A 24,722-nucleotide genomic window follows, 5' to 3' on the forward strand; every position below is an offset into this window, starting at 1 on the left:
CTAGATTGTTAATATTAATAATAACAGAGGACGATTAAATAATAAAGTCTTTTGTCAAAGAAAATTATAAATTTGAAAAAATAGTTTTTGCAAAATTAAAGATAACGCAAACAGTGGCGTTACTGAGACTATTCCAGCACTAGAGAAAGTTAAAATATAGAAAAACTATATTTAAAAATCCGATATGTCACAAGAGGCGAATATCGATGATGTGCAGGAGCCAATAACCAGCGCAGCACCGGAAGTAAGGCAAATTATTGAGCGGGTATGGAAGCTGGAAAAAGGCAGACTAGATAAAAAGATTAACAGCCATATAAATGATCATATTTTGGACATTATAAAGGAAGAGGTGCGATGAAGCTGACTTCAATCAAGCTGTGCAATTTTCGCTCCTTTTATGGTATTACACCAGAGATGATCGTCGCTGGGGGAGATGCTCAGAACACGACAATTATTCATGGTAATAATGGCTCTGGTAAAACTAGCTTGCTGAATGCCTTTACGTGGGTATTGTATGATAAATTTAGTGCGGCATTTGCATCGATAGAGCAGTTAGTGAATAAGCGTGCGATCGCAGAAGCTCGAAAAGGTCAAGCTGTAGAATGTTGGGTAGAGATTGGCTGGGAACATGAAGGTAAACGCTATCGAGTCAAACGCGCCTGTCGGGGTTATAAAAACGAAAGTGATTTTGATGCTGGTAAAACTCAATTAACCATGTGGGTAGGTGCGGATGATGGTAAATGGAATATACCAATTCAGCAACCAGACGATATAATTAATCAAATTTTACCCGCTACTTTACATCAATATTTTTTCTTTGACGGCGAACGAATTGAAGAAATAGTTCGTTCTGATAAAAAAGCTGAAATTGCTGAAGCGACAAAAATCTTCTTGGGTGTAGAAGTAATCAACCGTTCTATCAGACATTTGGGAGATGCTAAAAAAGCTCTAGAAAATGAGTTAAAAGCAATTGGTGATTCCGAAACCAAACAACTGTTACGACAGCAAGAAAAGATAGAGCGAGAGCGTGAACGCATTACCAAACGGCAAACAGAAATTAAAGAAGAATTAGAATATCAACAAACTTTTAAAAAAGAGACAAGTAATCGTTTGCGAGAATTGAGTGCTGCGAAGGAATTGCAAAAAAGATGGCAGGATTTAGAATCACAAAAAGCGGCTAATCAAGAAGAATATAAAAAAACGAAGGAAGCGTTGAAAAAAGTGATTTCTGCGCGGGGATATACAGTTTTATTGTCAGAAACTACATCCCAGTTCCGAGGAATTATCAATGATTTGAAGCAGCGCGGCGAGTTAACCTCTGGAATTTCGCGGGAATTTGTGAATGATTTACTCAATTCTCAACGCTGTATTTGTGGTGCAGAGTTACACGAGGGTAATCATTCTCACACTCATGTGAGTACCTGGTTAAATAAAGCAGGTTCCTCGGCGGTGGAAGAAACTGCGATTCGGATGATAGCTCAAGTGGATGAAATTGATAAGCAAGCCATAGGATTTTGGGAAGAAGTTGATAGAGAACAAACTAGGATTAATCAGTTAAGGCAAAGCATATCTCAAATTGAAGGCGATTTAGACAATATTCAAGAACGGTTACGAAAAGATGCTAACGAAGAAATTAGCAGTTTGCAAAAACGGTTAGATGAAATTGAAAGTAAAATTGATGAATTAAATCGAGAACAAGGCGCAAATCAGCAGCAAATTGCTCAACTCACAACTGAAATTGAAGGTTTGAACAAACAAATTGCCAAACAAAAATTGAATGAAGACAAGCAAACTTTAGCACAACGACGAATTAACGCCACTCAAGATGCAATTGAACGGTTAACGGAAGTTAGAAATCGTCAAGAACAGCAATTTCGTCTGCAACTAGAAAAGCGAGTACAAGAAATATTCACTGAGATTTCTGTAACTCCATACATTCCTAAAATTAGCGATAAATATGAACTGACATTAGTAGAAAATACCACAGGGATAGAAGCACCAGTTGCAGCTTCCACCGGGGAAAATCAGATTCTCAGTTTATCCTTTATAGCCAGTATCATTGACAAAGTACGGGAATGGAGTGAGAAGCGAAAAATGATGATGATTCCCGATAGTAGTACTTTCCCAATTGTCATGGATTCACCCTTCGGTAGTTTGGATGAGAATTCGCGGCGACACATTGCGAAGACAATTCCCCAATTAGCGAATCAGTTGATAGTTTTAGTTACTAAGACTCAGTGGCGGGGTGAAGTAGAAGCCGAAATGACAGACAGAATTGGAAGAGAATATGTGCTTACGTATTATTCTTCTAAGCCAGATTGCGAACAAGATTATATTGAGTTGGGTGGGGAAAGATATCCTTTGGTGAAACAAAGTCCAAATGAGTTTGAGTATACTGAAATTATTGCGGTAGAACGTAATGTTTAAAGGATAAAGTTATGATTGCGAGTCCAGATGCAAAGTATATGACTCCCCAGGAATATTTGGAATGGGAAGAACACCAAGATATTAAATACGAATATATCAATGGTGAAGTCTTCGCTATGACTGGAGGCACTATTCCCCATAATTATATAGTTTTCAACTTGGCTTCGGCATTAAAAAGCCACCTTCGAGGGGGTGCGTCTCGTGTCAATATAGCAGATGTAAAAGTAGGTGTATCAGAGAAAGGGTCTTTTCACTACCCGGATGTTGTAGTGAGTTGTCATTCAAGAGATAAACAAGCGATTAAATTTATTCAGTATCCTTGTTTAATTGTCGAGATTCTTTCCCCAAGTACAGAAGCTTACGATAGAGGTCGTAAATTTATTTAGTATCGCCGTATTCAGACTTTACAAGAATATGTCCTCATTGATGCTGAAAAAATCAGTTTAGATTGTTTCCGGCTAAATAATAAAGGGATTTGAGAGTTACATCCTTATGAAGAAGGGGATGAGGTTAATTTAACTAGTGTTGATTTCCGCTTTCCTATTTCTTTGGTTTATGAGGATGTTCAGTTTCCAATATAAGTTTTGGAGAAACGAACCGCCAAGGCGCGGAGGACGCAGAGAGAAGAGAAGATGTAGAATTTAAATTATCCTTAACTAATTAGAAAATGTTTTATGAGTATTAAAATTGAGGCTACTATTGAAGATTTGTACCATTTACCTGACAATTGTAAAGCAGAGATTGTCAATGGAAAATTGGTGCTAATGTCTCCAACTGGATTTTTACCAGGACGTGCAGGCGGTGAAATTTATGCAAGTCTACGGGATTATGAACGTCTGACAAAAAGTGGTTACGCTTTGCCTGATAATGTCGGTTTTATTGTCAATCTCCCTAACCGCCGTTCTTTAAGTCCTGATGCTGCGTTTTATACTGGCAAACCTACAGGTGGGAAGTTTCTTAATGGTGCGCCTGTATTTGCTGCTGAGGCGAGAAGCGAAAATGATTACGGTGATAAGGCTGAAAAAGAAATGGCTAATAAACGCCGTGATTATTTTGCGGCTGGTACTTTGGTAGTTTGGGATGTGGATGTACTTAAAGAGGAAGTTATTAGAGTATATCGTGCTAGTAATCCTGAAGAACCGCAAGTGTATCGCCGTGGTGAGGTGGCTGAAGCTGAACCCGCAGTACTAGGGTGGACTATGTTAGTGGATAATTTGTTTGTTTAGCGATCGCCCACATACTAGTATAAAATAATAGGCATCACTTTTAGCTTTCGGTTAAAATAGCAACACAGTATATATAAAAACAATGGCTGCAAACAGAATCAGGGTTGCTAAAGATAAGGCTGAGTTGGTGAAATCTCTAGTCGCATCAAAAGACACAACTGGGCCTTTTCAGACTTATGTAGAAGTTATGGTGTTTGCAGCAGCATTGGGCGTTAAATATAAAAGACGTGTTCCTTTAGACGTAATTTCTAAAGATTTATCCCCACTGCGACAAGATTATTTTACTAGCAGCTTCACTCTATTAATTAACTTGTTAGCTATCACCGAAACAGAAAACATTAAGATTATAGATAATGATAATGTAGCTGACGAGCAACGCATTCATATTTTTGAAGAGTATGCTAATGCTGGTTTAGAAATTATACAAAATGAACTGCGTGGAGCAGTAGACTATTCAGAGCGACTTTTATTGATTCTTAGTTATGAAAGAACGAATACAGAGCAGCAAGATGAGGAATTTGATCTAACCAAATTCCTATCTTGAATTACCCTCTATTAAAACTTAAGAAAACTTAATTTTAATCGACTTTATATTTTTATTCAGAATCAACTTCATCCTCTTCTTCTGATACTTGGAGAATTGAAGGTTGAGTATTTAATTCTGGCAAACCAGCAGCGAGTATAGCAGAAAATCTATCTCGAATCATGTCTTCTTTTTGTTGAGCGTTCATTTTTTCATGTTCTTTTCCATAAAAAGCAACAGTATCAAAACCTTTATATAATGCCTTGTAAGCATCTGTGCAACCTGCCCACTCAGCTTTATTTTTATCTGCACTAAAGAAGTTGAGTAGTTTTCGCCGCGATAAAATTTGAGAACCTCTTGCAGCATCGATTTCTGTTTTACGAGAGCCGAAATACCACAAGCACAATAAGGAAAATATCCTATCTTCTACAGTTTTCGCAACTTTAATTTTGTCAGTACCCTGGTTTATTGCTATAAATGTCCATAAACGAAAAGGATACTCTGGTAGGTTAGCATCTACTTTTAAAATACCTTTTTCATATAATCTATCTAGACAACTCAATACGTCATCGATATTACCTAAATTTGTGTCTTTGGCTTTATAGTCAAACTCCACAATTCTGCCTAGACGAACTATAGCTTTCTGGAATATAGCTTTGAAAGCCCATTGATTATCTTTCATGCTATTAATAGCAACTTGATGCGAGAGTATCTCTCGGCTATTCCAATCACTATCCTTAGCAATTTCTTGCTCTCGAATAATCCCTTTATGTTTACTCGTCTGAGCTTGGTAGCTACCAAAAGTACCCTCAATTAAATCATGTTCACGAGCATACTGGAGTAGGTTTCTATATGGCTTAAATTCCAGTAAAAGTTTGAGTAGCCAGGAACGAAAGTTAACTTTAAAACCTTCTATTGCAGAGCCAAGGTAATTTTCTGGTATGCGAGAAAACGGTGTAACAGGATTTCCATCTTCGTCACAATAGTCTTCTATGTAATATTCTTCAAGAGTACGCCCCTCGTACTGAACTTTTTCCTCACCTGTGCCAAGAGCAGAGTCAATACTTTCGATAAAATCTAGTACTTGCTTCTTTTCCATTGGATCGCGTGGTGGTTTCAGATCCAGTGCTGCTGAAATCAGCAAATCTAAATGAACTAGTGAATTTAGGTAGTAGGAGCTATCAAATCGATTTGAGTCGTCTTGCCAGCGTACTAGAGAAAGAGGAAGTTTATCTTTCGCATCTTCCCCTGTACTCTCAGTTAATAAAGTTCTAACGCATTGGGCGCTAATGCTTTTGTCATCAAGAATAAGCTCTCTAGCCTTATCTACAGTCTTAGCATTCTTATTCAAATCAGTGAATAATTCACGAGCGATTCCCCGGATTGAATAATCAGAAGCACTCTGAAGATTTTTGAAGCCCGCACTAGGATGAAGCAAGATAAATAAAATTGGTATTTTTGTTTGTTGCTCAATTGTGCGAAGAGTACCACCTCGAAACCTGGGATCTTCACGAAAGGTACGGAGCGCCCAAAGACGATGTTGCCCATCTACTGCTACTGCTAATACTCTATCTTCATCCCAACGCAGCCGAGCAGAAACTCCAGTAGAAACAAATTGAACACCCCCGAAGTTCGCAACTTCACTTTGAAAATTCTTCCATTGTTCGTCATCAGGATCTGTGCCATCCCAAGGTATAGGGGGAGGTGTTACATTTGTAGTCTCATCGAAAGCGTTCTGAATCTTACCATCGCTGTCCTTTGGCATCAATACAATAGTAATTGCATTGAAAAACTTCAGCTTATTTGGATCTAAAAGATAACCTTTAACTATGTCATCTTCTACTCTCTTCTCATCAATTTCTCGCTGAAAAAGCTCTTTAAGAGACCATTTTGTATCTAACGAAGCGGGGATTTGTTCAGCTATTTTTAACTCGTCAATAGCTCGGTTAACATCAACCAAAGAAAGAACGTATGGAAGTGCTACACCTTCGGATAAAGTGTAAATACCAGTTAAACCGTACAGAGGTTTATTGAATCTTGATTTTCCTTCATTATTTGAGAATATCAGCATTTGATCTCAACCGTATCTAAGAGTAAATGATGGAAGAAATAGTCTAGATAAAATATCTTCAACTAGTTTGTCTGAAGCGAGTTTAGAACATTCATAATCTTCTTCAATTTGATTATCTAATTCGTCATCCTCATCAACACTATCTGACATAGTGTTTGTATTATATGAAGTATGAATAATTAGCAATCTGCATTTATTAATTTTGTGTCCAGCATCTGCAAGGCGATCGCGTAAAATGCTACCTTCACGAATATGACTGCGAATCCTAGAGTATAAACTAGTTGCTTTTCCTATATATAATGGCTGCTGAAATATGAGGGAATTATTCAAAAGCATAAAGAGCATTTGACGAAAGGACGAATCAGCAGCTAACTCTTTTAGCAAAAGCTCTTTAGAATTAGAAAATGAAGTCTCTGGTTCGAGTTTTATCCGGTGTGCTGGAGGCAGTTTTGTTTCTCTCGGAGCCGAATGATCCTTACAAAGTTCCTCCAAGATATAATCAACGAAGACTTCAGGATCATTGATGGCATTAGCATCAATCTCGAAGCGACGATACCAAGCGTAGACACCGCCGGTATTATCGGGGATGCGGCTCAAAACAGCACTATTTCCACGCATCTGTGCCAAATCATACAAGACGATGTTTTCACTTAGCTGTTGCACAGCATCACTGCCATATAGCCATGCCACAAAATAGACTCCCTTTATACAATACGTATCAGGGTAGCATAATAATTTCTTTAAAGGCGAGTAATCATTAGCAACTACAAAACAGATGGAAGTCCTACAGCTTTTGGTTCAACAAACTCACCATCAAAACTTATAGTTTTATCTTCAACAGTCCTGGCATCAGCCAAAGCCTTACGAAGTTCAGCACGTTCCATCTGTTCCTGAATTCCACCCAAAATGTAAACCAATAATTTCGCAGACAAATCTCGTCCAGCAACCTGCACCCGCTTTTTATTTGGGTCATACAAAACCCCATACCAGAGAGATTGGGGATATTCCATACCACTGAAACCACCTTGCTGGTCAAACTTCCGCAGTTTCTTAAAAATATCTGCTAGGGAAAAACCTTTTTTAAAAACCAAAATTCCCAAAGCTTGCGCTAATGCAACTTGAGCAACTGGACGGAAAAGCATATTTCCTTCACCTCCATCTTTCTCAAAGCTGAAGCGCCGCAAAGCTGGTGTATCCTCGTGTTCTAAAATCTTATAACTGGAAAGACTAGCCAAAGAATCAAATAGCTTTCTAAATTCCTCAATTCCCTGCTCAAGTTCTTCATCCTCTGGACGCATGGGAATTAGACCTTTCTCCAAGGGTTTCCAATGAGGGAACTTTTGAGCCAAATATCGCTCAGACATATCTTGCAGAGCTTGCAAAGTCGTCAAAACTGTAGAATTGGAGGCTACTGTTGCACTATTCCAATTAACACGAGGATTGCGATCTTGTCGTTGTTCTAATAGTGGATGTGTAACTGCAATTTTTCTAGCAACGATCGCAAAACCATCATCTTCATTCAACTGTGTTAGTTGCCCTTTAGTCAAGGGTGCAGCCATCAGGTTAACATGAACAAAAATCGACCTCACCCTCCGCCTCGCCTGGGTGCGAGTTTCTCCAGCCGCTACCGCACAGATGAACTCAATACCAATTTTTTCTTTAGGTAAATTTTGCAAGTAAGCAAGGTCTACTTGGTACTTTTCTATCAAATCATTGACTGTAATAAAACTGTCATCAGCACCTTTATCTTTTTTATAGCGCTGGAGTTTACGAGTTTTAATTAACTCCATCAACCCCTGTACACCCATTAATCGGTGTTGACCATCTAGTGCATAAATAGTTACATCATCCTCATAAATACTTAGCAGACCTACTTTAGCGTCTTTATCTAGGGGGATGAAATCTGTAGTAGACTTGGTGGCGCGTCCTTCACTATCCCACTCAGTAGCTTTGGGATTATCCACCCACGGTTGATTAATTACTACTAGCACCGGCGGAAATTTGTGATTTTGTCGAGCCGCTAAATACTGCACTAGCGGTGCTTGGCGTGACCAATCAAGGGGACGCTGCTGAATTTCATCAATACTATCCGCGTCAATCTCGACATTATCTGTCTCAGAATTATACTTTTTCTGAAACAGAGGTAAGCCAGAGGCGAAGTGAACCCGACCTGCAAACCATTCCAAGGTAACAGAGCTAACATAAGCCTCAGTACCACCCATCTCGGTTTTCTGAACGAGAATCTGATCTTTTTTCCCTAAAAACTTCTCCAGGAGTAAAGCTAGTACCTGTTTTTCCTTGTTTTCCCGTTCCAGGTACTCTCTAGCAATATCAGCAGTGGGGTCAGATACACTATCTTTCATGTTAAATTTTAAAAACAAAATAGGATTATGTCGTTTAATTATCCAAAAATTTGGATATTAGTAGTAAAGTTTTTAAAAACTTTTCTTTAACCCAGATCGGCAGGTTTTGTGTATGTAGACGCGTTCGCCCTTGGCGTGCCGGAGGCTCTATTCTATTCGCCCGAATATTACGCCAGTGTTTTCAGAGATAAGGATAAATGACTACAGCACAACAAGCAGAAGTTAAAGGTCAGCAAACACGTACTGTAGCAGAGTTAGTGGACTATATCCAAGCTCTCACCATTGAAATTCAAGAATTGTATTGTTTAGATGAGATACCTTGGGTTTTGGGTGTGTCTTGGGGAAAAGATTCTAGTACAGTATTGCAGCTTGTATGGAATGCGATCGCGGCTCTTCCTCCAGAAAAAAGAACTAAAACGGTCTATGTAATTACAACAGATACGAAGGTAGAAAATCCTATAGTGTCTGCTTGGGTTCGCAAATCCTTGCAAAATCTCAAGGTAGCTGCTAAGAAACAGGGGATGCCAATTGATCCACATCTACTACAACCAGTAATTGAAGACACATTTTGGGTAAATCTTATTGGTAAGGGATATCCAGCACCTCGTAACCAGTTTCGCTGGTGTACACCACGTTTAAAAATTAATCCTGCTAATCAATTCATCCGTGAAATAGTTAGAGCTAACGGTGAAACAATTCTTGTATTGGGTACTCGCAAAGCAGAAAGCTCTAAACGTGCTGCCACAATGAAAAAGCATCAAGTTGATCGAGTACGCGATCGCCTGAGTCCTAATGCCAGCCTACCCAACTCCTTAATCTATACCCCTATTGAAGATTGGAGTAATAACGATGTCTGGATATACCTGAATCAGTGGGATAATCCTTGGGGACAAAGCAATAAAGAATTATTTACTATGTATCGAGGTGCAACAGCCGATAATGAATGTCCACTAGTTGTTGATACTTCTACTCCTAGCTGTGGTGATTCCCGATTTGGCTGCTGGGTTTGCACACTAGTGAGTAAGGATAGATCAATGGAGGCAATGATCCAAAATGATGAAGAAAAAGAATGGATGCAGCCATTATTAGATATCCGTAACGAACTAGATATTAAAGATGATCGAGATAAAAGAGATTTTAGAAGAATTTGGGGTGAAGTCCAACTTTTTGAGCGTAATAAAGATGGGGAAATATCTGTTGAACCAATACCTGGTCCCTATACAAAATATTGGCGGGAACATTGGCTTAGACGACTATTAGAAGCGCAAACAAAAACCCGTCAGACAGCGCCAGAAAATGTGCGCGACATCACCCTAATAACTCTCGAAGAAATGAGTGAAATCCGCCGCATTTGGCTAGAAGATAAACACGAATTTGATGATAGTTTACCCCGGATTTATCAAGAAGTGACAGGCGAAGAATTTCAAGACCCCCGTCCTGGTGCTGACTATAGCCTACTAGGCCGTGATGAATGGATAGTATTAGAAGAAATCTGTGAAGGTGACGCGATGCACTTAGAACTAATGGCGAAATTGTTAGATACAGAACGCCAGTATCGCAAAAAGACTCGTCGCGTGGGAATATACGAAACCCTAGAAAAATGCTTTAATACGAGTTCCCGTTCCCCAGAAGATGCGATTAAAAATGCTCGTTTGAAACGCGAATTAAGCGAAGCAGTTAGTCAAGGTGATATTGCAAAAGTCAAGCAGATGACTTTGGGTGATGTTGCAGCAATCAATGAGGTAGATAAAGGTGAAAGTGATGAACAGGTAACTTGGGCAAGTATGAAATTTAAAAAGATAAATTCGGAAGAATAAGAATAATAGAATACCGGGCAAATGGAAATCGCGGCTACACAGACGAAACCCACCTCCGTGGGTTGAAGAAAATGAGAGCAAGTTTTACACAATTATTCAATAATAGAATACCGGACGATTGGAAATTGCGGCTACACAGACGAAACCCACCTTCGTGGGTTGAAGAGAAATGAGAGCAAGTTTTACACAATTGTACGTGCATTATGTTTGGGCAACCTGGGATAGATTGCCCATAATTACGCCTGATATTCAAAAGGAAGTTTACGGAGCAATTATTCGGGAATCTGAACAGTTAAATTGTACCGTAATTGCGATTGGTGGTATTGAAGATCATGCCCATCTGCTAACGGGTTTTCCGCCAACCATCAGTATCTCTGAATTGGTTAAACAAATTAAGGGAAGTTCTTCCCATTTCATCACCCACGAAATCAAGCCAGGTGAGTTTTTTAAATGGCAAGGTAGCTATGGAGCTTTTACAGTTAGTCATGATGCCATTGATAATATAGCCAATTACATCAGAAACCAAGCTACCCACCATAGCCAAAAATCAATCATTCCCACCTGGGAACTAACTCCCAAATAACCCAAGAACTATGAATTTAATTAGTCCGCGAAGGCGGACTTTGCCTGTGTAGCCGCGAATTCTGTTCGCCCGGTATTTCTTTTCCCGATATTTAATAATCTCCAACGATGATATTTCTTGAACTCGTATTACAAAACTTTGGCCCCTACAGTGGGAGACAAGTAATCAATCTTAACCCAAAAATTGATGAGGAAAACTCACACCCAATTATCCTCTTAGGTGGGATGAATGGCGGCGGAAAAACCACCCTTATGGATGCCATTCGTCTCGCTCTTTATGGCGCTCGTGCCCAATGTTCTACCCGTGGTAATTTAAGTTATAGCGATTTTCTCAACCAATGTGTTAACAACAAAATAGATCCAGTTGCAGACACCCGGATTGAATTACTTTTTGAACATATTGAAAACGATAAACCAATAAAATACCGTGTTGTTCGTAGTTGGACAAAAAATCCTAAAGACGGTAAAGATACATTAGGTATTTTAGGTGACAGTGATACATGGCCTGATGCTTTAGTTAATATCTGGGATGAATATATTGAAAATCTCCTACCATTAGGTATTTCTAATTTATTTCTCTTTGATGGTGAACAGGTTAAAGAACTCGCAGAACAGGAAACACCACCACCAGTTGTAGTAGATGCAATTCGCGGACTTTTAGGACTAGAATTAGCAGACCGTTTAGCAGTTGATTTAGATATCTTAGTTAACCGTAAACTTAAAGAAGTTGGTAATAGTAAAGATTTAGCAAATATAGAAGAAATTGAAACTAAATTAACCCAACAGCAAGAAGATTATCAAACAACAGGAGAGAAATTAGAAACTCTTAAAAATCAGGTAGAAGAATTAGAACAAAAGCAGCAAGAAGCCTTTGATAAATTTATTTATGAAGGTGGCAAAATTGCAGCAGAACGCAATCAGCTAGAACTACAACAGGATACAAAAACTGCGGAAATTGAACAAGTACGCCAGTCAATGTGTGAATTGGCGGCTGATGTTTTACCTCTAGCATTAATTCCCAATCTGCTGAGTCAGGCGCAAGCACAGGGAGAAAAGGAATTTCGCCATCAACAGGTACAAATTTCTAAAGATTTGTTAATTGAACGAGATCAGCGCTTACTCACTTGGTTAAATCAAGGAGAAATTTCTCCGATAGAAGTTGAAAAAATCCAATCATTTTTAATCCAAGATGTCGATAGTTTATATGCAAAGACTATCCAGACAGAAGCACCTTGGCTATTAGCTGATGATGAAACTTTAAGTCAGCTAGATAATCTCATATATCACTTACAAAATTCTAAACTTTCTGCAAAAGAGAAATTAGCTATTCTTAAAAATAAAGAAGAAGAAATTCATACTTTAGAAAGACAGGTGCAAACAGCAGCAGCACCAGAAGATTATACAAAGCTGCGTCAAGCACTTGAATCGGCACAAAATCAAGTTGTTGAAGCTAAAGCAAATTATGAAACAATCCGCCGCCGTTTAGCTGAATTAGAAACTATTGTTGCCAAGTCAAAGAGAGAATTAAGTGATTATACTGTAGAAAATATTAAACATAAAAATAGCGAACATATTATTACGTCAGCAGTTAAAGTTCAAAACACACTCAAGATTTTTCGTGAAAAATTAACTCTGCGGAAACTCAATAAATTAGAAGAGGAAGTTAAAAATTGCTTCCTTTATCTCTTGCACAAATCAGACTTAGTGCATCGCATCACTATTGATACTAAGACTTTCAGCCTTTTGCTTTACGATTTAAATGGTAAACCTGTTCCTAAACATCGCCTCTCGGCTGGGGAAAAACAACTACTGGCGATCGCCTTTCTCTGGGGTTTAGCCAAAGTCTCCGGCCACCGCCTACCAGTAGCCATCGATACGCCATTAGGTAGACTAGACTCCTCCCACCGCAGTAACTTAGTCGAACGTTACTTCCCATCGGCTAGCCACCAAGTAATTTTGTTATCTACGGATACTGAGATTGGAAAGAAAGAAGTCGAAACACTGCGAGAAAATGAAGCGATCGCCCGCGAATACCTGCTCAAATACGACTCCTTCACCCGCCAAACAACTATCCAACCAGGATACTTTTGGTAATTCGTAATTCGTAATAGAGCCTCCGGCACGCTACGCGGTTTTCATGCCCAAAGGGCTGTACGTAATTCGTAATTATTTAGCTTTGAGTCTTTTGGTGGAGGTGACTAGAATTTTTCCAATTTCGTTGGCTTCTTGGAGGAGTAGTTGAAATTTGTGTCTATTCACTAGTTCGGATTCAATTAATATTTCCAACCAGTATTGTGTTTCTCTTGCTTCTTTCAAAGCAATTTCTAATTTATTGATAAAATCTTTATTAGATTGGGCAGACTGGGCTTCTCGAACATTTGCACCAATCGAAGTACCAGAACGAAGTAATTGTTTAGAGAGAATTCGAGAAACTCCGGGTTTTTCATCTAAAAAACAGCAAGCCTTAACAATTCTAATTGCAAAATTTTTTGTCCGGTCAGTAATACTACTATGATTAACCATATTTTTGTCTTAAATCATAATATCTATCTTTCCCACATCTAAAATAAAAACTAGAATCTCAGCCAAAATCAATTACGAATTACGAATTACGAATTACGAATTATCATGGAATCCCCAATCGAAAGAATTAAACTTTCCCAAACAGCCAAAGACCAACTTACCAAACTTAAGCGCAGCACCAAAATCGACCAGTGGAATATTCTATGTCGTTGGGCGTTTTGTCGCTCCCTCGCAGAAGCAACCACACCTTCCCCCGTCCCAATTCCCCAAGATAGCAATGTCGAGATGACTTGGCGCGTCTTTGGCGGCGAAATGTCTGATATACTCCTCCTCGCCCTCAAGCAACGCTGTCACAATGACGGTTATCCCACCGACAAAGAAACTCTCGCCACCCAATTCCGCTTACATTTGCATCGCGGTATTGGTTACTTAGCAGGCGATCCAAATATCAAGAAAATTGAAGATTTAATTGAACTAGCCGTTAAACCTTGAAAGAATATTAGCTTCTAGGTGTCTTAATTACGAATTACGAATTACGAATTACGAATTAATATTATGCCTGAAGCGCTAGAAATCGAGCGTCATCGAGCTGCGATCGCACGCACTGACATCTCTCGCCCTGTACGATTGGCTATAGAAGGGTCAATCCTGAATCCAGACACCACTTTTTTTGACTACGGTTGCGGCTATGGTGGTGATGTCCAGCGAGTAAAAAACTTAGGTTACACCAGTGCAGGCTGGGACCCTTACTACTATCCCGATGTCCCACGCACCGCCGCCGATGTGGTTAATTTGGGTTATGTCCTCAACGTCATCGAAGATCCAGAAGAACGCCGTCAAAGCCTTACCCAAGCTTGGAAACTCACCGGGAAAGTTTTAATTGTCGCGGCTCAAATACTCATTAACGCACCCAGTAAAACCCAACTTGCTTACAATGATGGCATTGTGACGCGCCGCAATACTTTTCAGAAATATTACGAACAACAAGAACTCAAAACTTATATTGATGAAGTTCTAAATGTCGATGCAGTACCGATCGCACTAGGCGTATACTTTGTTTTTCGAGATGAAGCTGAAAAAGAAAGCTACAAGGCTATCCGCTTCTTTTCTACCACCTCTACACCCAGAGTCCGCATCCCCGTTAAGCGGTTTGAAGACTATCAAGAACAGCTGCAACCACTCATGGCTTTTTTTACCAAGCGCGGTAGATTACCCGTGAAAGGCGAATTGGAAAATGAACAGGAATTACTGAGCGAATTTGGTAACTTCCGCCGTGCCTTTGGTGTAGTTTTGCAAGCTACCGATGAGGCTGAATGGGATGCGATCGCTTATCGTCGTTCTCTAGATATCCAAGTTTATCTCGCCCTGACTCACTTTGAGCAACGCCCTGCATGGCAAAAGCTAGCCCCAGAAATGCGTCACGATATCAAAGCCTTTTTTAGTAGCTACGAGGAAGCGTGCCTTGTAGCCGACCAAAAACTTTTCAGCTTAGGGAAACCTGGGGTGATTAAAACTGCTTGCGAAAAAAGCAAAATTGGTAAACATACGCGCGGTGTCCTTTACGTCCATGTTTCGGCATTAGCAGCACTTAACCCCATACTACGAATTTGTGAAGGTTGCGCTAGCCGCACCATTGGGCGTGTTGATGAAGCCACATTAATTAAATATCACACTGATAAGCCGCAAATATCCTATCTGTCTTATCCCGAATTCGACACTGATCCCCATCCGGCGTTAAAAGCCAGCATCGGGATTGATTTAAAAACCCTATTTGTCACTCACCGAGACTACGAAACTAGGGCAAATCCGCCGATTTTGCACCGTAAAGAAACATTTGTTACCAGCAACTACCCACGCTACGAAGAATTTGCTAAACTCACCCAACAAGAACAGGAATTAGGGCTGCTTAACCAAAAAAGCGACATTGGTACACGTGAAGGTTGGGAAAAATGCCTCGCCGCACACAGAGTAGAAATTAGGGGGCATCAGGTTTATCCAATTCAGAAAAGTTAATAAAACGCTGACACTATAAGGTTATCCTGAATTTGTATTTAACCCAAGTAAATCTTGGTAGTTTGTTATGTTTGCGAAAAATCACACAGCAGCGATGGCAAGTTTCAATCCCTAATCGGGATTAACTCACATCTTGCACCTAGTCCTAGCGATTAGAAATCGCGGCTATACAAACGAAGTTCGCGCAGGCGGACTATACAGAAAATCAAGGGTTTGAAACCCGCGCAGGCGGGTAAAGCCTCGTGTAGCCGCGACTTCCAGTCGCCTAGTGCAAGATATTAGTTAATAGGAACTGCTGCCGCTCCGATAATTCAAACCTTTATAGGTATTAGTACCGCAAGGCGGAATTCGTAATTCGTAATTCGTAATTCGTAATTACCTGTTCGCAAGGGTTTCGGACATTTCAAATGGTTAGTTCATTTCCGCCGTGGTGTACTAGTTACATGATATGCTTTTGCATTTCCTCGTTGGATTTTATTGAAATTTCCTCAGAAGAGGCAAAAAGTTGAGAATATGAGGAACATTAAATCGCTGCTGGGAGTTTTCGGTAGTCGCAAAATGGCGGCTTTATTATTCTTAGGTTTTTCATCGGGTTTACCGTTATTGTTAATCGGTAATACCTTAAAGGCTTGGATGACCGTAGAGAAGGTAGATTTAGCCGCTATTGGTTGGTTTAGCCTTGCTAGTTTGCCTTATTCCTTGAAGTTTCTGTGGTCGCCGTTGGTAGACAGGTTCACTTTACCAATTTTGGGACGACGACGAGGTTGGTTAATTTTGACGCAGATTGCTTTGATTGTAGCGATCGCAGTTATGGCTTTCCAACAACCAAAACAAGCATTACAGCTACTAGCCATTAACGCCATAGTCATTGCTTTTATCAGTGCAACTCAAGATATTGCCGTTGATGCCTACCGCACTGACGTTTTAGAAAAATTAGAAATGGGGGCTGGTGCAGCCGTTTTTATCTTGGGTTATCGAATCGCCCTATTAGTCGCAGGTGCTTTAGCCTTGATCCTTGCTGATAAACTTCCTTGGTCATCGGTTTACTTGTTTATGGCAGGGACGATGGTAATTGGTATTCTAGCCACCTTGTTCGCACCAGAACCCAAGGAAATTAGCCCTCCAGGTTCTCTAGCTGATGCTGTCATCTTGCCCTTTCGGGAATTTTTTCAGCGTCAAGGGATTATCAAAGCGATTCTAATGCTTGCATTCATTACCCTCTACAAGCTAGGTGATGCGTTGTTGAGCAATATGACTACGCCTTTTTTGCTACAAACAGGTTTCACTAAAACCGACATTGGAGCAATTCAAGTTGGGATGGGGTTAATTGCTACGATTGTCGGCGCTTTAGCAGGTGGTTCGATTTTGAGTGCTATTGGCATCAATCGATCGCTTTGGGTTTTTGGTATTCTACAAGCAGTAAGTAATTTAGCTTACTTTTTCCTAGCATACATCGGTAAAAACTACCAAGCTATGGTACTTGCCATCAACGTAGAACAATTTTGTGGTGGATTGGGGACAGCAGCCTTTGTTGCCTTTTTGATGAGTCTTTGTAACCAGAGGTTTTCCGCAACCCAATATGCTTTGTTATCCAGCTTAATGGCTGTCAGCCGCGATATTCTGGCAGCCCCTGGAGGCGCGATCGCTCAAAGCACGGGTTGGCCTATATTTTTCTTAATTACCATCGCCGCCGCCGTACCAGGACTACTCCTATTACCAGTATTTGCCCCCTGGAACCCTCAGCCAGTGGCAGTATCCAGACCAGGACTTGAGGATGAAGAAGAGGATATATGGGGAATCAAGTAGTTATTGCTGTCGGCACATTTATTCTCTTAATGACTGGTTTATTACTTGGCTATGTTCTCTCGCAGTTAGTTCTAGGATTTCTAGCATTTAACCTACTAACTTTTTTCGGAACACTTAGCCTAATTTTAATTTTTGGTACACTTTATTACGTTTTATTTTGGCAGTTGCGAAGAGATCAGTCCCGACCATCAACTATAAATCAAGGAAGATCAAACCAGGTAGACGATGATGTATCTGATAGCTATCTCAAAAACAGGCTGATCGCTAAGTTATCTGGTGACACTGCCGCAGCCGAACGGTTAGTTGAACAGGCAAAAGAAACTTATCCTGGGATGCCGGAAAATTGGTATTGCGAGAGAGTGCTTGATGATTTAGAGCGCGGTCAATAGAATGCGGAAGCGGGGAGCAGGGAGTGAGGAGATGAGGGGGATGAGGGAGAGGCAGAGGGGCAGGGGGAAGGGTGCAGAGGAGAAAGATGTAACTTTGTATTCTCTCCCTTGCCCCCTGCTCCATGCCCAATTCCCAATACTTCGACTTCGCTCAGTACAAGTGCCCAATTCCCATGTACAGAAAATTGCTAAAATAAGGGATACTTCACAAATCTTCAGCTAGGTTCTCATAAAAGTTCCTAGCTTCTTGCAATTAAAATATGGCTATTTTTCGTCAATACATCGCCCCACTGCTTGCAATATTAGTATTTGTCTTTGCCCTAGTCGCAGTCAGCGCCCGCATATTTTTACCCTCTGATATGGCAGCACCTGCACCAATTGAAGAGGTGGGGGTAAGTTCTCAACCCACTCCTGCTAATTTGCCACCAGGAGTACAAAACTTAGCTAGTTAACTCAATAAACATCAGAAGTGTCTGAGCAACTACTACCGGGGTATATGATTCGCCGTGGTTCCACATTGGATCGGGCGCTACTGCTTAAATTCATGCACCGAACTTATCAGGATCTCTTTCCCAATGAGGATTTTTCTCACCTAGAGCAAACAGTTAAGCAATACTTTTCTAGCGATACGCCTTTGTGGTGGGTAGAAGAAGAAAAGGAGCAGGGAGCAGCGAGCAGAGGAGAAAGAAGTAATCTTAATTCTCCCCCTTGCCCCCTGCCCCCTGCCCCTCTGCCCCCTGCCCCTCTGCCTCTTATGCCCCATGCCCAATGCCCGATCGCCTGCCTCTGGGTGGGCAATGCCATAGATCAAGTACATGGGAACCGTCATGCTCATATTTTTATCCTCTACGTTGTACCAGAACATCGGCGACGGGGTATTGGTACAGCCTTGATGCGATATGTGGAAAATTGGGCTATTCAAAGAGGCGATCGCCAAATCGGATTACAAGTGTTTCAATCAAATAAACCCGCATTAAATCTTTACAATCAGTTAGGTTATCAAACCCAATCCCTGTGGATGGTAAAATTCCTGAGTGCAGAAAAATAAACTAGAGGATAGCCGTAACATACTTTAGCGTCTGAGTTATAGCGGTTCTCGTTTGGATAAAATTCAACGAGGGGAGGGAAAGTGTATAATTACGCAACTAATACTTATAAAGTTTTGACTTATTGGCGCAGGGGATTATGTGTTAATCCCAAAAAGGGATTGAAATGAAATTATGTATGACGAAGACGATCTAAGCCTACTCGATGTCGATATTGAGGAGGAGCTAGAAAGCCCCCTAGATAAAATAGAGCCGCTAACTGCCGATTCAGTTGTGGCGAAGCCCGATCCTGAAGTGATGCTAGCCCTGCTGGAAAATCCCCAGCCCCAGCAAAGAATGTTAGCGGCGCGTGCTTTTTGTGATATTGAAGATGCGCGCGCTACCACCCATCTGATTCGCCTATTAACTGATATTTGTCCCTTAGTCAGGGTGAGCGCATCTTATGCCCTGGGACGCAATCCCAGTTCAGAAGCAGTGACTCCATTAATTGCTCAACTAAATAGTGATTGGAATGGCTACGTGCGTAAAGGCGTTGTTTGGGCTTTAGGAAACTGTCGCGATCGCCGTTCTTTACCGCCCCTAGCAAATGCCTTAAGAACTGACATTTCCGCAGTGCGTTTGTGGGCTGCTAGCGCCTTAGCACAGATGGCAGAAGTGGGTTATGAAGCAGTTATAGGGGCAATACCACCATTAATTGAAGCCTTAGTCAAAGATCCCGTGGCAGCAGTGCGAAGTAACAGTGCTTGGGCAATTGGTCAACTGTGCCGCGAACTACCTTCTAATGTAGTTTACGCCACAGCGATCGATGCTCTAATTCAAGCCTTTGCCGAAGACCAAGATTTAGGAGTCCGGGAAGACGCGAAAGCTTCACTGTTAGGAGTGGGCGATCCCCGTGGCCTACAGCTAATTGAAACCCTGGAACAAGAAGGGTGGTTTTGATTTGGACAATTCAATTTTGGATTTTAGATTTTGGATTTTAGATTGAAATTTAATCCAAAATCCAAAATCTAAAATTCTTGCTCCCTCACCTCCGTCCCTACTGACCCTCACCTACAGCTTTGACCAAATTTAAGTCGTAAGGGCGCTCAGTATCATCTTCGCCCAAATACTCACCATTTTGAATTTCTAGAATAACTAGCGGGATATGTCCAGGATTTTCTACCTTATGTAGGGTTGCTGCGGGAACATAAGTTGACTCATTTTTATTCAGTAATATTTCCGTATCACCACAAGTCACCTTGGCTACACCAGAGACTACAACCCAATGCTCATTACGGTGATAATGGATTTGTGGTTTAATGCCATGTCTGGGCTTGATTTCAACACGGCTGATTCTATAAGTTTCTCCCTCCTCGATTACCTCCACCTCACCCCAGTATCGTGTGCCTGAATGTGGAGGTAATTCGTTGATATTTGACTGAGTATTATTTTCATTGGGAGTCATAATCAATTTCTCAACCAGATAAGTATTAGCATTTTTCTGTAATTTACCTTGACATACTCCCCGCCCTACAAGAGCAGGGATTCTGGAGTCAGACAGCAATTGCAGTCTCGGACTGTCTGACATCGCCTAATCCAACAGTCGATGCCCCGACTGCACAAATTACCTGAGATGCGTTCTCATCCCTTCCGTTTACTGACTGGCAAGACGGACAACGCCACTCTCTAACAGACAAATCTAAACTGTCTAAAACGTGTCCACAATTAGAACAAGTCTTGCTGCTGGGATACCAGCGATCAATAAATACAACAAGTTTGTTTTTCTTTTTGGCAACCCATTCTAATATTTGCAGAAATTCACCAAAAGCTAAGTCTGATATCTTGCGCCCCCAAAGGCGTTGCATCCCCTTGAGGTTTAAAGTTTCAAAACATAGCACATCAAACCTATCAGTTAATTCATGGGCTAACTTCCAGAACCGGTCACGTCTTCTGTTGGAAATGTCTTCGTACTTGCGTACCAAATTCTTTCTTGCCCGTTCTCGATTGGATGAACCCTTTAACTTTTTGGAATGATGTCTGCTGGCAATCTTTACGGCGTTTAGTGACTGCTTAAAAAACTGGGGAGACTCAATCTTAGTGCCGACGGAACTTGTGAGAAATGTTTTCAAACCAAAGTCAAAGCCAGCGATTTTACCTGTCTTAACTTCAAATTCTGGTTCAGCACAATTATCAACAACCACAACCATGAACAATTCACCTAATGGTGTACGTTTTATAGTTAGCGTTTTGACAGTACCCTCAATTTCTCTAGACTTCCAAAATTGATAAACTCGATTACAGATATTGATTCGATTACCACCCAAAAACTTATAACCAGCTTGCTTTAGGGTGAATGACTTGTACCTTCTGACCTTCTTAAATCCTGGTGGTCTAACTCCCTTTTTGTTGTGTTTAAAAAATAGTTGGTAGGCTTTCTCAATGCGCTGACAAATATCTTGTACCGCTTGAGAGCCTACTGATTGCCAGAAAGGGTTACGTTTTCGACATGAAGCAATGTGAGCCTGAAGCTTGGCAGAATTCAAGTGTTTACCCCACATCCGATAATATCTTTTGTGGAGAGCAATACAATGGTTATAAATTACCCCAGCAGCATTGATTGACCGCTTGAGAAATCTATTTCGCTTGTGTTGGTACAACTTGAATTTTAGAGTTTTCATGCTAATATTGTACAGCATATAGCCGGAACAATCAATGAAAAAGCGATTAGACTTTAGGATCGAAGAATTTGAGTTTCAGATTCTTGAAGAATATTGCGAATTAGTGGGGCGAACAAAAACCGATGTTCTTAGAGAATTGATTAGAAGTCTGAAGATGAAGAAAAAGCCGTCGTAGAACGACGGGGCTTTAAACCCATTAATTCCGGTAAACAAGATAAACCTGGATACAAAGATGCAATCACAACATATTTCTTGATGACAACTGCTCTAACTTTACGCCAGGTAAAAGATCCTATCCGTGAATTTTGAATTGCTTAACCCCCCGTATACTGAATCCGATAAATCCGATTATTGGCTTCTTCTGTCAGTAGCAGACTACCATCTGGCAACACAAGTAAACCTACAGGTCGCCCCCAAGTGGTTGGTACAGAAGGATTTAGCAAAAATCCTGTGAGAAAATCTTCGTAATAGCCAAGCGATCGCCCCTTAGCATCGAAGGGAACAAATACAATTTTATAACCAGTGCCGCGATCGCGATTCCAAGAACCACGAAAAGCAGCAAAAGCTCCATTCCGGTATTTTTCTGGAAACGTCTTACCATCATAAAACTGCAAACCCAATGCTGCTGAATGCGCTTGGAACAGCACATCTGGCGTTTGGGTACGGGCTGCTAATTCGGGGCGTTTACTTTTGCCATCCGTTTTTTGACGAGGATCGAGGTTGTTTGGTGTCAGATAGGCATAAGGCCAGCCGTAAAATACCCCCTGTTTAACCCGTGTCAGATAGTCTGGAACCAAGTCATCACCAATTCCATCGCGTTCGTTAATGGTGGCGTAAAGTTCCTTAGTTACAGGATGAAAATCTAAACCAACAGGGTTACGCAAGCCAGAAGCGAAAGTCTGCTGCTGGGAACCATCTAAATTCATTACCTGTATCGAAGCCCGTGGTAAGGGTTCTTCATCCACATTGGTTCCTGAACCAACAGAAACATATAATTTATTGCGATCGGGTGAGACAACAACATTGCGCGTCCAATGGTTGTTATAACCTTGAGAAGGCAAGTCAGCGATTTTTTCCCCTTTACCTGTAATCTTGTTTTGACCTTGAGTATAGGGAAAACGCACCACAGCATCTGTATTCCCCAGAAAAAAGGAATTATCTGCAAAAGCCATACCAAAGGGTCTATTGAGTCCGTTGTCTCCACTAGCAAAGGTTTCTCGAACATCGGCTACGCCGTCAGCGTTGCTATCACGTAACAAACGAATGCGGTTTTGCCCAGTTTCAGTCACCAGGACATCACCACTGGGAGTTAAAGCTAGCCAGCGTGGGGCATCTAAACCATCGGCAAAGACATTAACTGTAAAGCCTGCTGGTACGCGCAGCACCGGATTTTGCGGAATGGGCACAACTTCAGGCCGCTTGGAAGCACTTTCTGTTGCGAAGGGTGCTGGTAAATTTTTCAGATTGATACGGATAGGTGTGGGTGAAAGTGCTTCAGTTGGGACAATATTTTTTGGCTGTGTAGGATTTTGTGTCAGTTGGGCAGAAGCTACAGATAGTTGTGGTGTGGGATTATCTGACGAAGCGCGAGTCTGGTTACACGCTGCTGCCAAAGTCAGTAAAAAAGCTGGTAGCAAGAAACGCGCAAAAACTTTCATGACGGTAGACACCATGACACAATTTTCTTACTTTAGACTTGAGACTTAATAATTGTCGCCAGTCTAAAGTCCGATTTTGCTTACTTATTCACCCCATTAAGGTACTGGGAGATGAGGGAGCAGGGGAGCAGGGGGACAAGGGGGACAAGGGGGAGTTATTGAACAAGTCTCTCCCTTGTCTCCCCCCTCTTCCTTGTCTCCCTTGTCTCTTCTTCATGGGGAGCATCCCAATTTTGCCAAAAGACACAGGACTGGGGCAAAAAACCTGTACAAACCTCTTCCCTTTGCGTTCTTGGCGTCCTTGGCGGTTCGTCATTTCATTCTCGGTCTAAGTCCAAACACCGTATAATAATAAACTTGCACATTTGGGATGCTCCCTCTTCATGCCCCATTCCCAATGCCCAATATTCATATATATAAGCATTTGTTAGTCAATAAAAAATTTTCAAATTCTGCTGCTGGTAATGGACGACTAAATAGAAAACCTTGCATAGAATTACAGTTGTGTTGGCGCAAAAAAGCAAGTTCTGCTTCCGTCTCCACACCTTCAGCAATTACATTTAAATTAAGATTGTGAGCCATTTGAATTAATGCTTTAGTAATGGCTGATTTCTGTGGATCGTTAGCAACGTTATGGATAAAATAACGGTCTATTTTTAATGTATTAATTGGTAAGTTTTTCAGATAAATTAGAGAAGAGTAGCCTGTACCAAAATCATCGAGCGCAATTTTTATACCCAAGGATTGCAATTTGCTCATAGTAGCGATCGCACTACTTACATCTTGCATAATCATACTTTCAGTTAGTTCTAGCTCTAAGTCATTTGGTTGCAAATTATTAATAGCTATAAAATTGACTATTTTATTAATAAAATCTGGTTGGTTAAATTCAATTACTGACAGATTCACGGCCACAATCAAGGAATTAATACCGGCATCATGCCAGATTTTTATTTGTTTGCATACACTTTTTAATACCCATTTACCGATTGGAACAATTAAACCCGTAGACTCTGCTAACGGAATAAATTCTGTTGGGTAAACTATCCCCAATTCTGGACTTTGCCAGCGCAATAAACTTTCAGCAGCTACTATTTTTCCAGAAGCGATATCTACTATTGGTTGATAATAAATTTCAAATTCTTGAAATTTATGTTGTTTGATAGTTCGGTGTAAGCTAATTTCTAACAACTGCATTTTTGGAGATAAGTTGTTAATTGTAGTCCGAGGAGATAAATACCTTTTTAAAGTAGCGTGCTTTTCCAACCGATTTATGATTGCACTTAATAACTCAGCCCGACTAAATGGCTTAGTTATATAGTCATCGGCCCCCATATCCATCCCTTGACGGAAGTCAGATTTGGCAGATTTGGCAGTGAGAAAAATGAAGGGAATTGTTGCCGTTGATGGCTCTTGGCGTAACACTGTTAGAACGCCATAACCATCAATTTCTGGCATCATCATATCACAGAGAATTAAGTCAGGAACTTCACAGATAGCCAAATGCACACCGATTCTACCATTGGCGGCAGCAATAGTTTCAAAATCCTCAGCTTCTAGCAAATCTAAAATGTTTTCACGGACTGCTTCTTCATCTTCTATTATTAAAATTTTGGGCATA

General features: G+C 40.8%; 22 protein-coding genes and 1 pseudogene. 15 read left to right on the top strand and 8 right to left on the bottom strand.

Translation table 11 applies throughout. The features are described from left to right. The first annotated feature begins 184 nt into the window (after nucleotides 1-184). The 5 genes and pseudogenes from HWQ36_RS25660 to HWQ36_RS25680 all read left to right on the top strand — a co-directional run bounded on the left by HWQ36_RS25660 (nucleotide 185) and on the right by HWQ36_RS25680 (nucleotide 4,197). Nucleotides 185-358, top strand: a complete 174-nt coding sequence (locus tag HWQ36_RS25660) for a hypothetical protein (RefSeq protein ID WP_292708097.1) — start codon at nucleotides 185-187, stop codon at nucleotides 356-358. After that, nucleotides 355-2,427: an AAA family ATPase gene (locus tag HWQ36_RS25665; protein WP_292708099.1), complete on the top strand. Its 2,073-nt coding sequence runs from the start codon at nucleotides 355-357 to the stop codon at nucleotides 2,425-2,427. Before HWQ36_RS25660 ends, HWQ36_RS25665 begins: the two co-directional genes overlap by 4 nt. An 11-nt stretch (nucleotides 2,428-2,438) precedes the next feature. Beyond that, nucleotides 2,439-3,008: pseudogene (locus HWQ36_RS25670) on the top strand (Uma2 family endonuclease). Between the two features lie 93 nt (nucleotides 3,009-3,101). Beyond that, the gene (locus tag HWQ36_RS25675) at nucleotides 3,102-3,653 is read left to right on the top strand and encodes a Uma2 family endonuclease (RefSeq protein ID WP_292708102.1); all 552 of its coding nucleotides are present in this window, start codon (nucleotides 3,102-3,104) and stop codon (nucleotides 3,651-3,653) included. Nucleotides 3,654-3,735: 82 nt separating this feature from the next. Next, complete coding sequence (locus tag HWQ36_RS25680) at nucleotides 3,736-4,197, top strand: DNA phosphorothioation-associated protein 4 (RefSeq protein WP_292708106.1); 462 nt, start codon at nucleotides 3,736-3,738, stop codon at nucleotides 4,195-4,197. A 52-nt stretch (nucleotides 4,198-4,249) separates the two neighbouring features. On the opposite strand, the gene HWQ36_RS25685 is transcribed toward HWQ36_RS25680, so the two are convergent. From HWQ36_RS25685 to HWQ36_RS25695, 3 genes are all read right to left on the bottom strand, one after another. Further along, entirely contained in the window at nucleotides 4,250-6,247 is a 1,998-nt protein-coding gene (locus tag HWQ36_RS25685) for a DNA sulfur modification protein DndB (protein WP_292708108.1), read from the bottom strand. Nucleotides 6,248-6,253: 6 nt separating this feature from the next. After that, entirely contained in the window at nucleotides 6,254-6,937 is a 684-nt protein-coding gene (locus tag HWQ36_RS25690; protein WP_292708110.1) for a GIY-YIG nuclease family protein, read from the bottom strand. A 74-nt stretch (nucleotides 6,938-7,011) separates the two neighbouring features. Beyond that, a complete protein-coding gene (locus HWQ36_RS25695) occupies nucleotides 7,012-8,610 on the bottom strand; it encodes a DGQHR domain-containing protein (RefSeq protein ID WP_292708112.1) in 1,599 nt (532 codons plus the stop codon). Nucleotides 8,611-8,807: 197 nt separating this feature from the next. On the opposite strand from HWQ36_RS25695, the gene dndC reads away from it, so the two are divergent. The 3 genes from dndC (at nucleotide 8,808) to dndD (ending at nucleotide 13,103) form a co-directional block, all read left to right on the top strand. After that, the gene (gene dndC, locus HWQ36_RS25700; protein ID WP_292708115.1) at nucleotides 8,808-10,427 is read left to right on the top strand and encodes a DNA phosphorothioation system sulfurtransferase DndC; all 1,620 of its coding nucleotides are present in this window, start codon (nucleotides 8,808-8,810) and stop codon (nucleotides 10,425-10,427) included. A 169-nt stretch (nucleotides 10,428-10,596) separates the two neighbouring features. Next, a complete protein-coding gene (tnpA, locus tag HWQ36_RS25705) occupies nucleotides 10,597-11,010 on the top strand; it encodes an IS200/IS605 family transposase (RefSeq protein WP_292708118.1) in 414 nt (137 codons plus the stop codon). Between the two features lie 107 nt (nucleotides 11,011-11,117). Further along, a complete protein-coding gene (gene dndD / locus HWQ36_RS25710) occupies nucleotides 11,118-13,103 on the top strand; it encodes a DNA sulfur modification protein DndD (RefSeq protein WP_292708121.1) in 1,986 nt (661 codons plus the stop codon). A 72-nt stretch (nucleotides 13,104-13,175) separates the two neighbouring features. On the opposite strand, the gene HWQ36_RS25715 is transcribed toward dndD, so the two are convergent. After that, a complete protein-coding gene (locus tag HWQ36_RS25715) occupies nucleotides 13,176-13,532 on the bottom strand; it encodes a four helix bundle protein (protein ID WP_292708124.1) in 357 nt (118 codons plus the stop codon). Nucleotides 13,533-13,637: 105 nt separating this feature from the next. Between HWQ36_RS25715 and dndE the strand changes: the two genes are divergently transcribed. From dndE to HWQ36_RS25750, 7 genes are all read left to right on the top strand, one after another. Further along, nucleotides 13,638-14,024, top strand: coding sequence for a DNA sulfur modification protein DndE (gene dndE, locus HWQ36_RS25720; RefSeq protein WP_292708127.1), 387 nt, complete (start codon nucleotides 13,638-13,640; stop codon nucleotides 14,022-14,024). A 63-nt stretch (nucleotides 14,025-14,087) separates the two neighbouring features. Further along, nucleotides 14,088-15,545 carry a DNA phosphorothioation-associated putative methyltransferase gene (locus HWQ36_RS25725; RefSeq protein WP_292708130.1) on the top strand — a complete coding sequence of 486 codons (1,458 nt, stop codon included), beginning with the start codon at nucleotides 14,088-14,090 and terminating at the stop codon, nucleotides 15,543-15,545. A 513-nt stretch (nucleotides 15,546-16,058) separates the two neighbouring features. Continuing rightward, complete coding sequence (locus HWQ36_RS25730; protein ID WP_292708133.1) at nucleotides 16,059-17,351, top strand: AmpG family muropeptide MFS transporter; 1,293 nt, start codon at nucleotides 16,059-16,061, stop codon at nucleotides 17,349-17,351. After that, nucleotides 17,336-17,740, top strand: coding sequence for an ABC transporter permease (locus HWQ36_RS25735; protein ID WP_292708136.1), 405 nt, complete (start codon nucleotides 17,336-17,338; stop codon nucleotides 17,738-17,740). The genes HWQ36_RS25730 and HWQ36_RS25735 overlap by 16 nt, the downstream gene beginning before the upstream one ends. A 260-nt stretch (nucleotides 17,741-18,000) precedes the next feature. Then, nucleotides 18,001-18,192: a hypothetical protein gene (locus tag HWQ36_RS25740; RefSeq protein ID WP_292708139.1), complete on the top strand. Its 192-nt coding sequence runs from the start codon at nucleotides 18,001-18,003 to the stop codon at nucleotides 18,190-18,192. A 44-nt stretch (nucleotides 18,193-18,236) separates the two neighbouring features. Beyond that, nucleotides 18,237-18,788: a GNAT family N-acetyltransferase gene (locus HWQ36_RS25745; RefSeq protein WP_292708213.1), complete on the top strand. Its 552-nt coding sequence runs from the start codon at nucleotides 18,237-18,239 to the stop codon at nucleotides 18,786-18,788. A gap of 172 nt (nucleotides 18,789-18,960) precedes the next feature. Beyond that, a complete protein-coding gene (locus HWQ36_RS25750) occupies nucleotides 18,961-19,725 on the top strand; it encodes a HEAT repeat domain-containing protein (RefSeq protein ID WP_292708141.1) in 765 nt (254 codons plus the stop codon). A 97-nt stretch (nucleotides 19,726-19,822) separates the two neighbouring features. Here the strand turns inward: HWQ36_RS25750 and HWQ36_RS25755 are convergent, their stop codons facing one another. The 4 genes from HWQ36_RS25755 to HWQ36_RS25770 form a co-directional block, all read right to left on the bottom strand. Further along, nucleotides 19,823-20,230, bottom strand: a complete 408-nt coding sequence (locus HWQ36_RS25755) for a phosphomannose isomerase type II C-terminal cupin domain (protein ID WP_292708215.1) — start codon at nucleotides 20,228-20,230, stop codon at nucleotides 19,823-19,825. Nucleotides 20,231-20,318: 88 nt separating this feature from the next. Continuing rightward, entirely contained in the window at nucleotides 20,319-21,443 is a 1,125-nt protein-coding gene (locus HWQ36_RS25760) for a transposase (protein WP_292708144.1), read from the bottom strand. A gap of 314 nt (nucleotides 21,444-21,757) precedes the next feature. After that, nucleotides 21,758-23,101 (bottom strand): sorbosone dehydrogenase family protein, encoded by a 1,344-nt coding sequence (locus tag HWQ36_RS25765; RefSeq protein WP_292708217.1) that lies wholly within the window; start codon nucleotides 23,099-23,101, stop codon nucleotides 21,758-21,760. A gap of 408 nt (nucleotides 23,102-23,509) precedes the next feature. After that, complete coding sequence (locus tag HWQ36_RS25770) at nucleotides 23,510-24,721, bottom strand: EAL domain-containing response regulator (protein ID WP_292708147.1); 1,212 nt, start codon at nucleotides 24,719-24,721, stop codon at nucleotides 23,510-23,512. Nucleotide 24,722 lies beyond the last annotated feature (1 nt).

This window comes from Nostoc sp. NMS2 (assembly GCF_017115105.1).
Taxonomy (GTDB): Bacteria; Cyanobacteriota; Cyanobacteriia; order Cyanobacteriales; family Nostocaceae; genus Nostoc.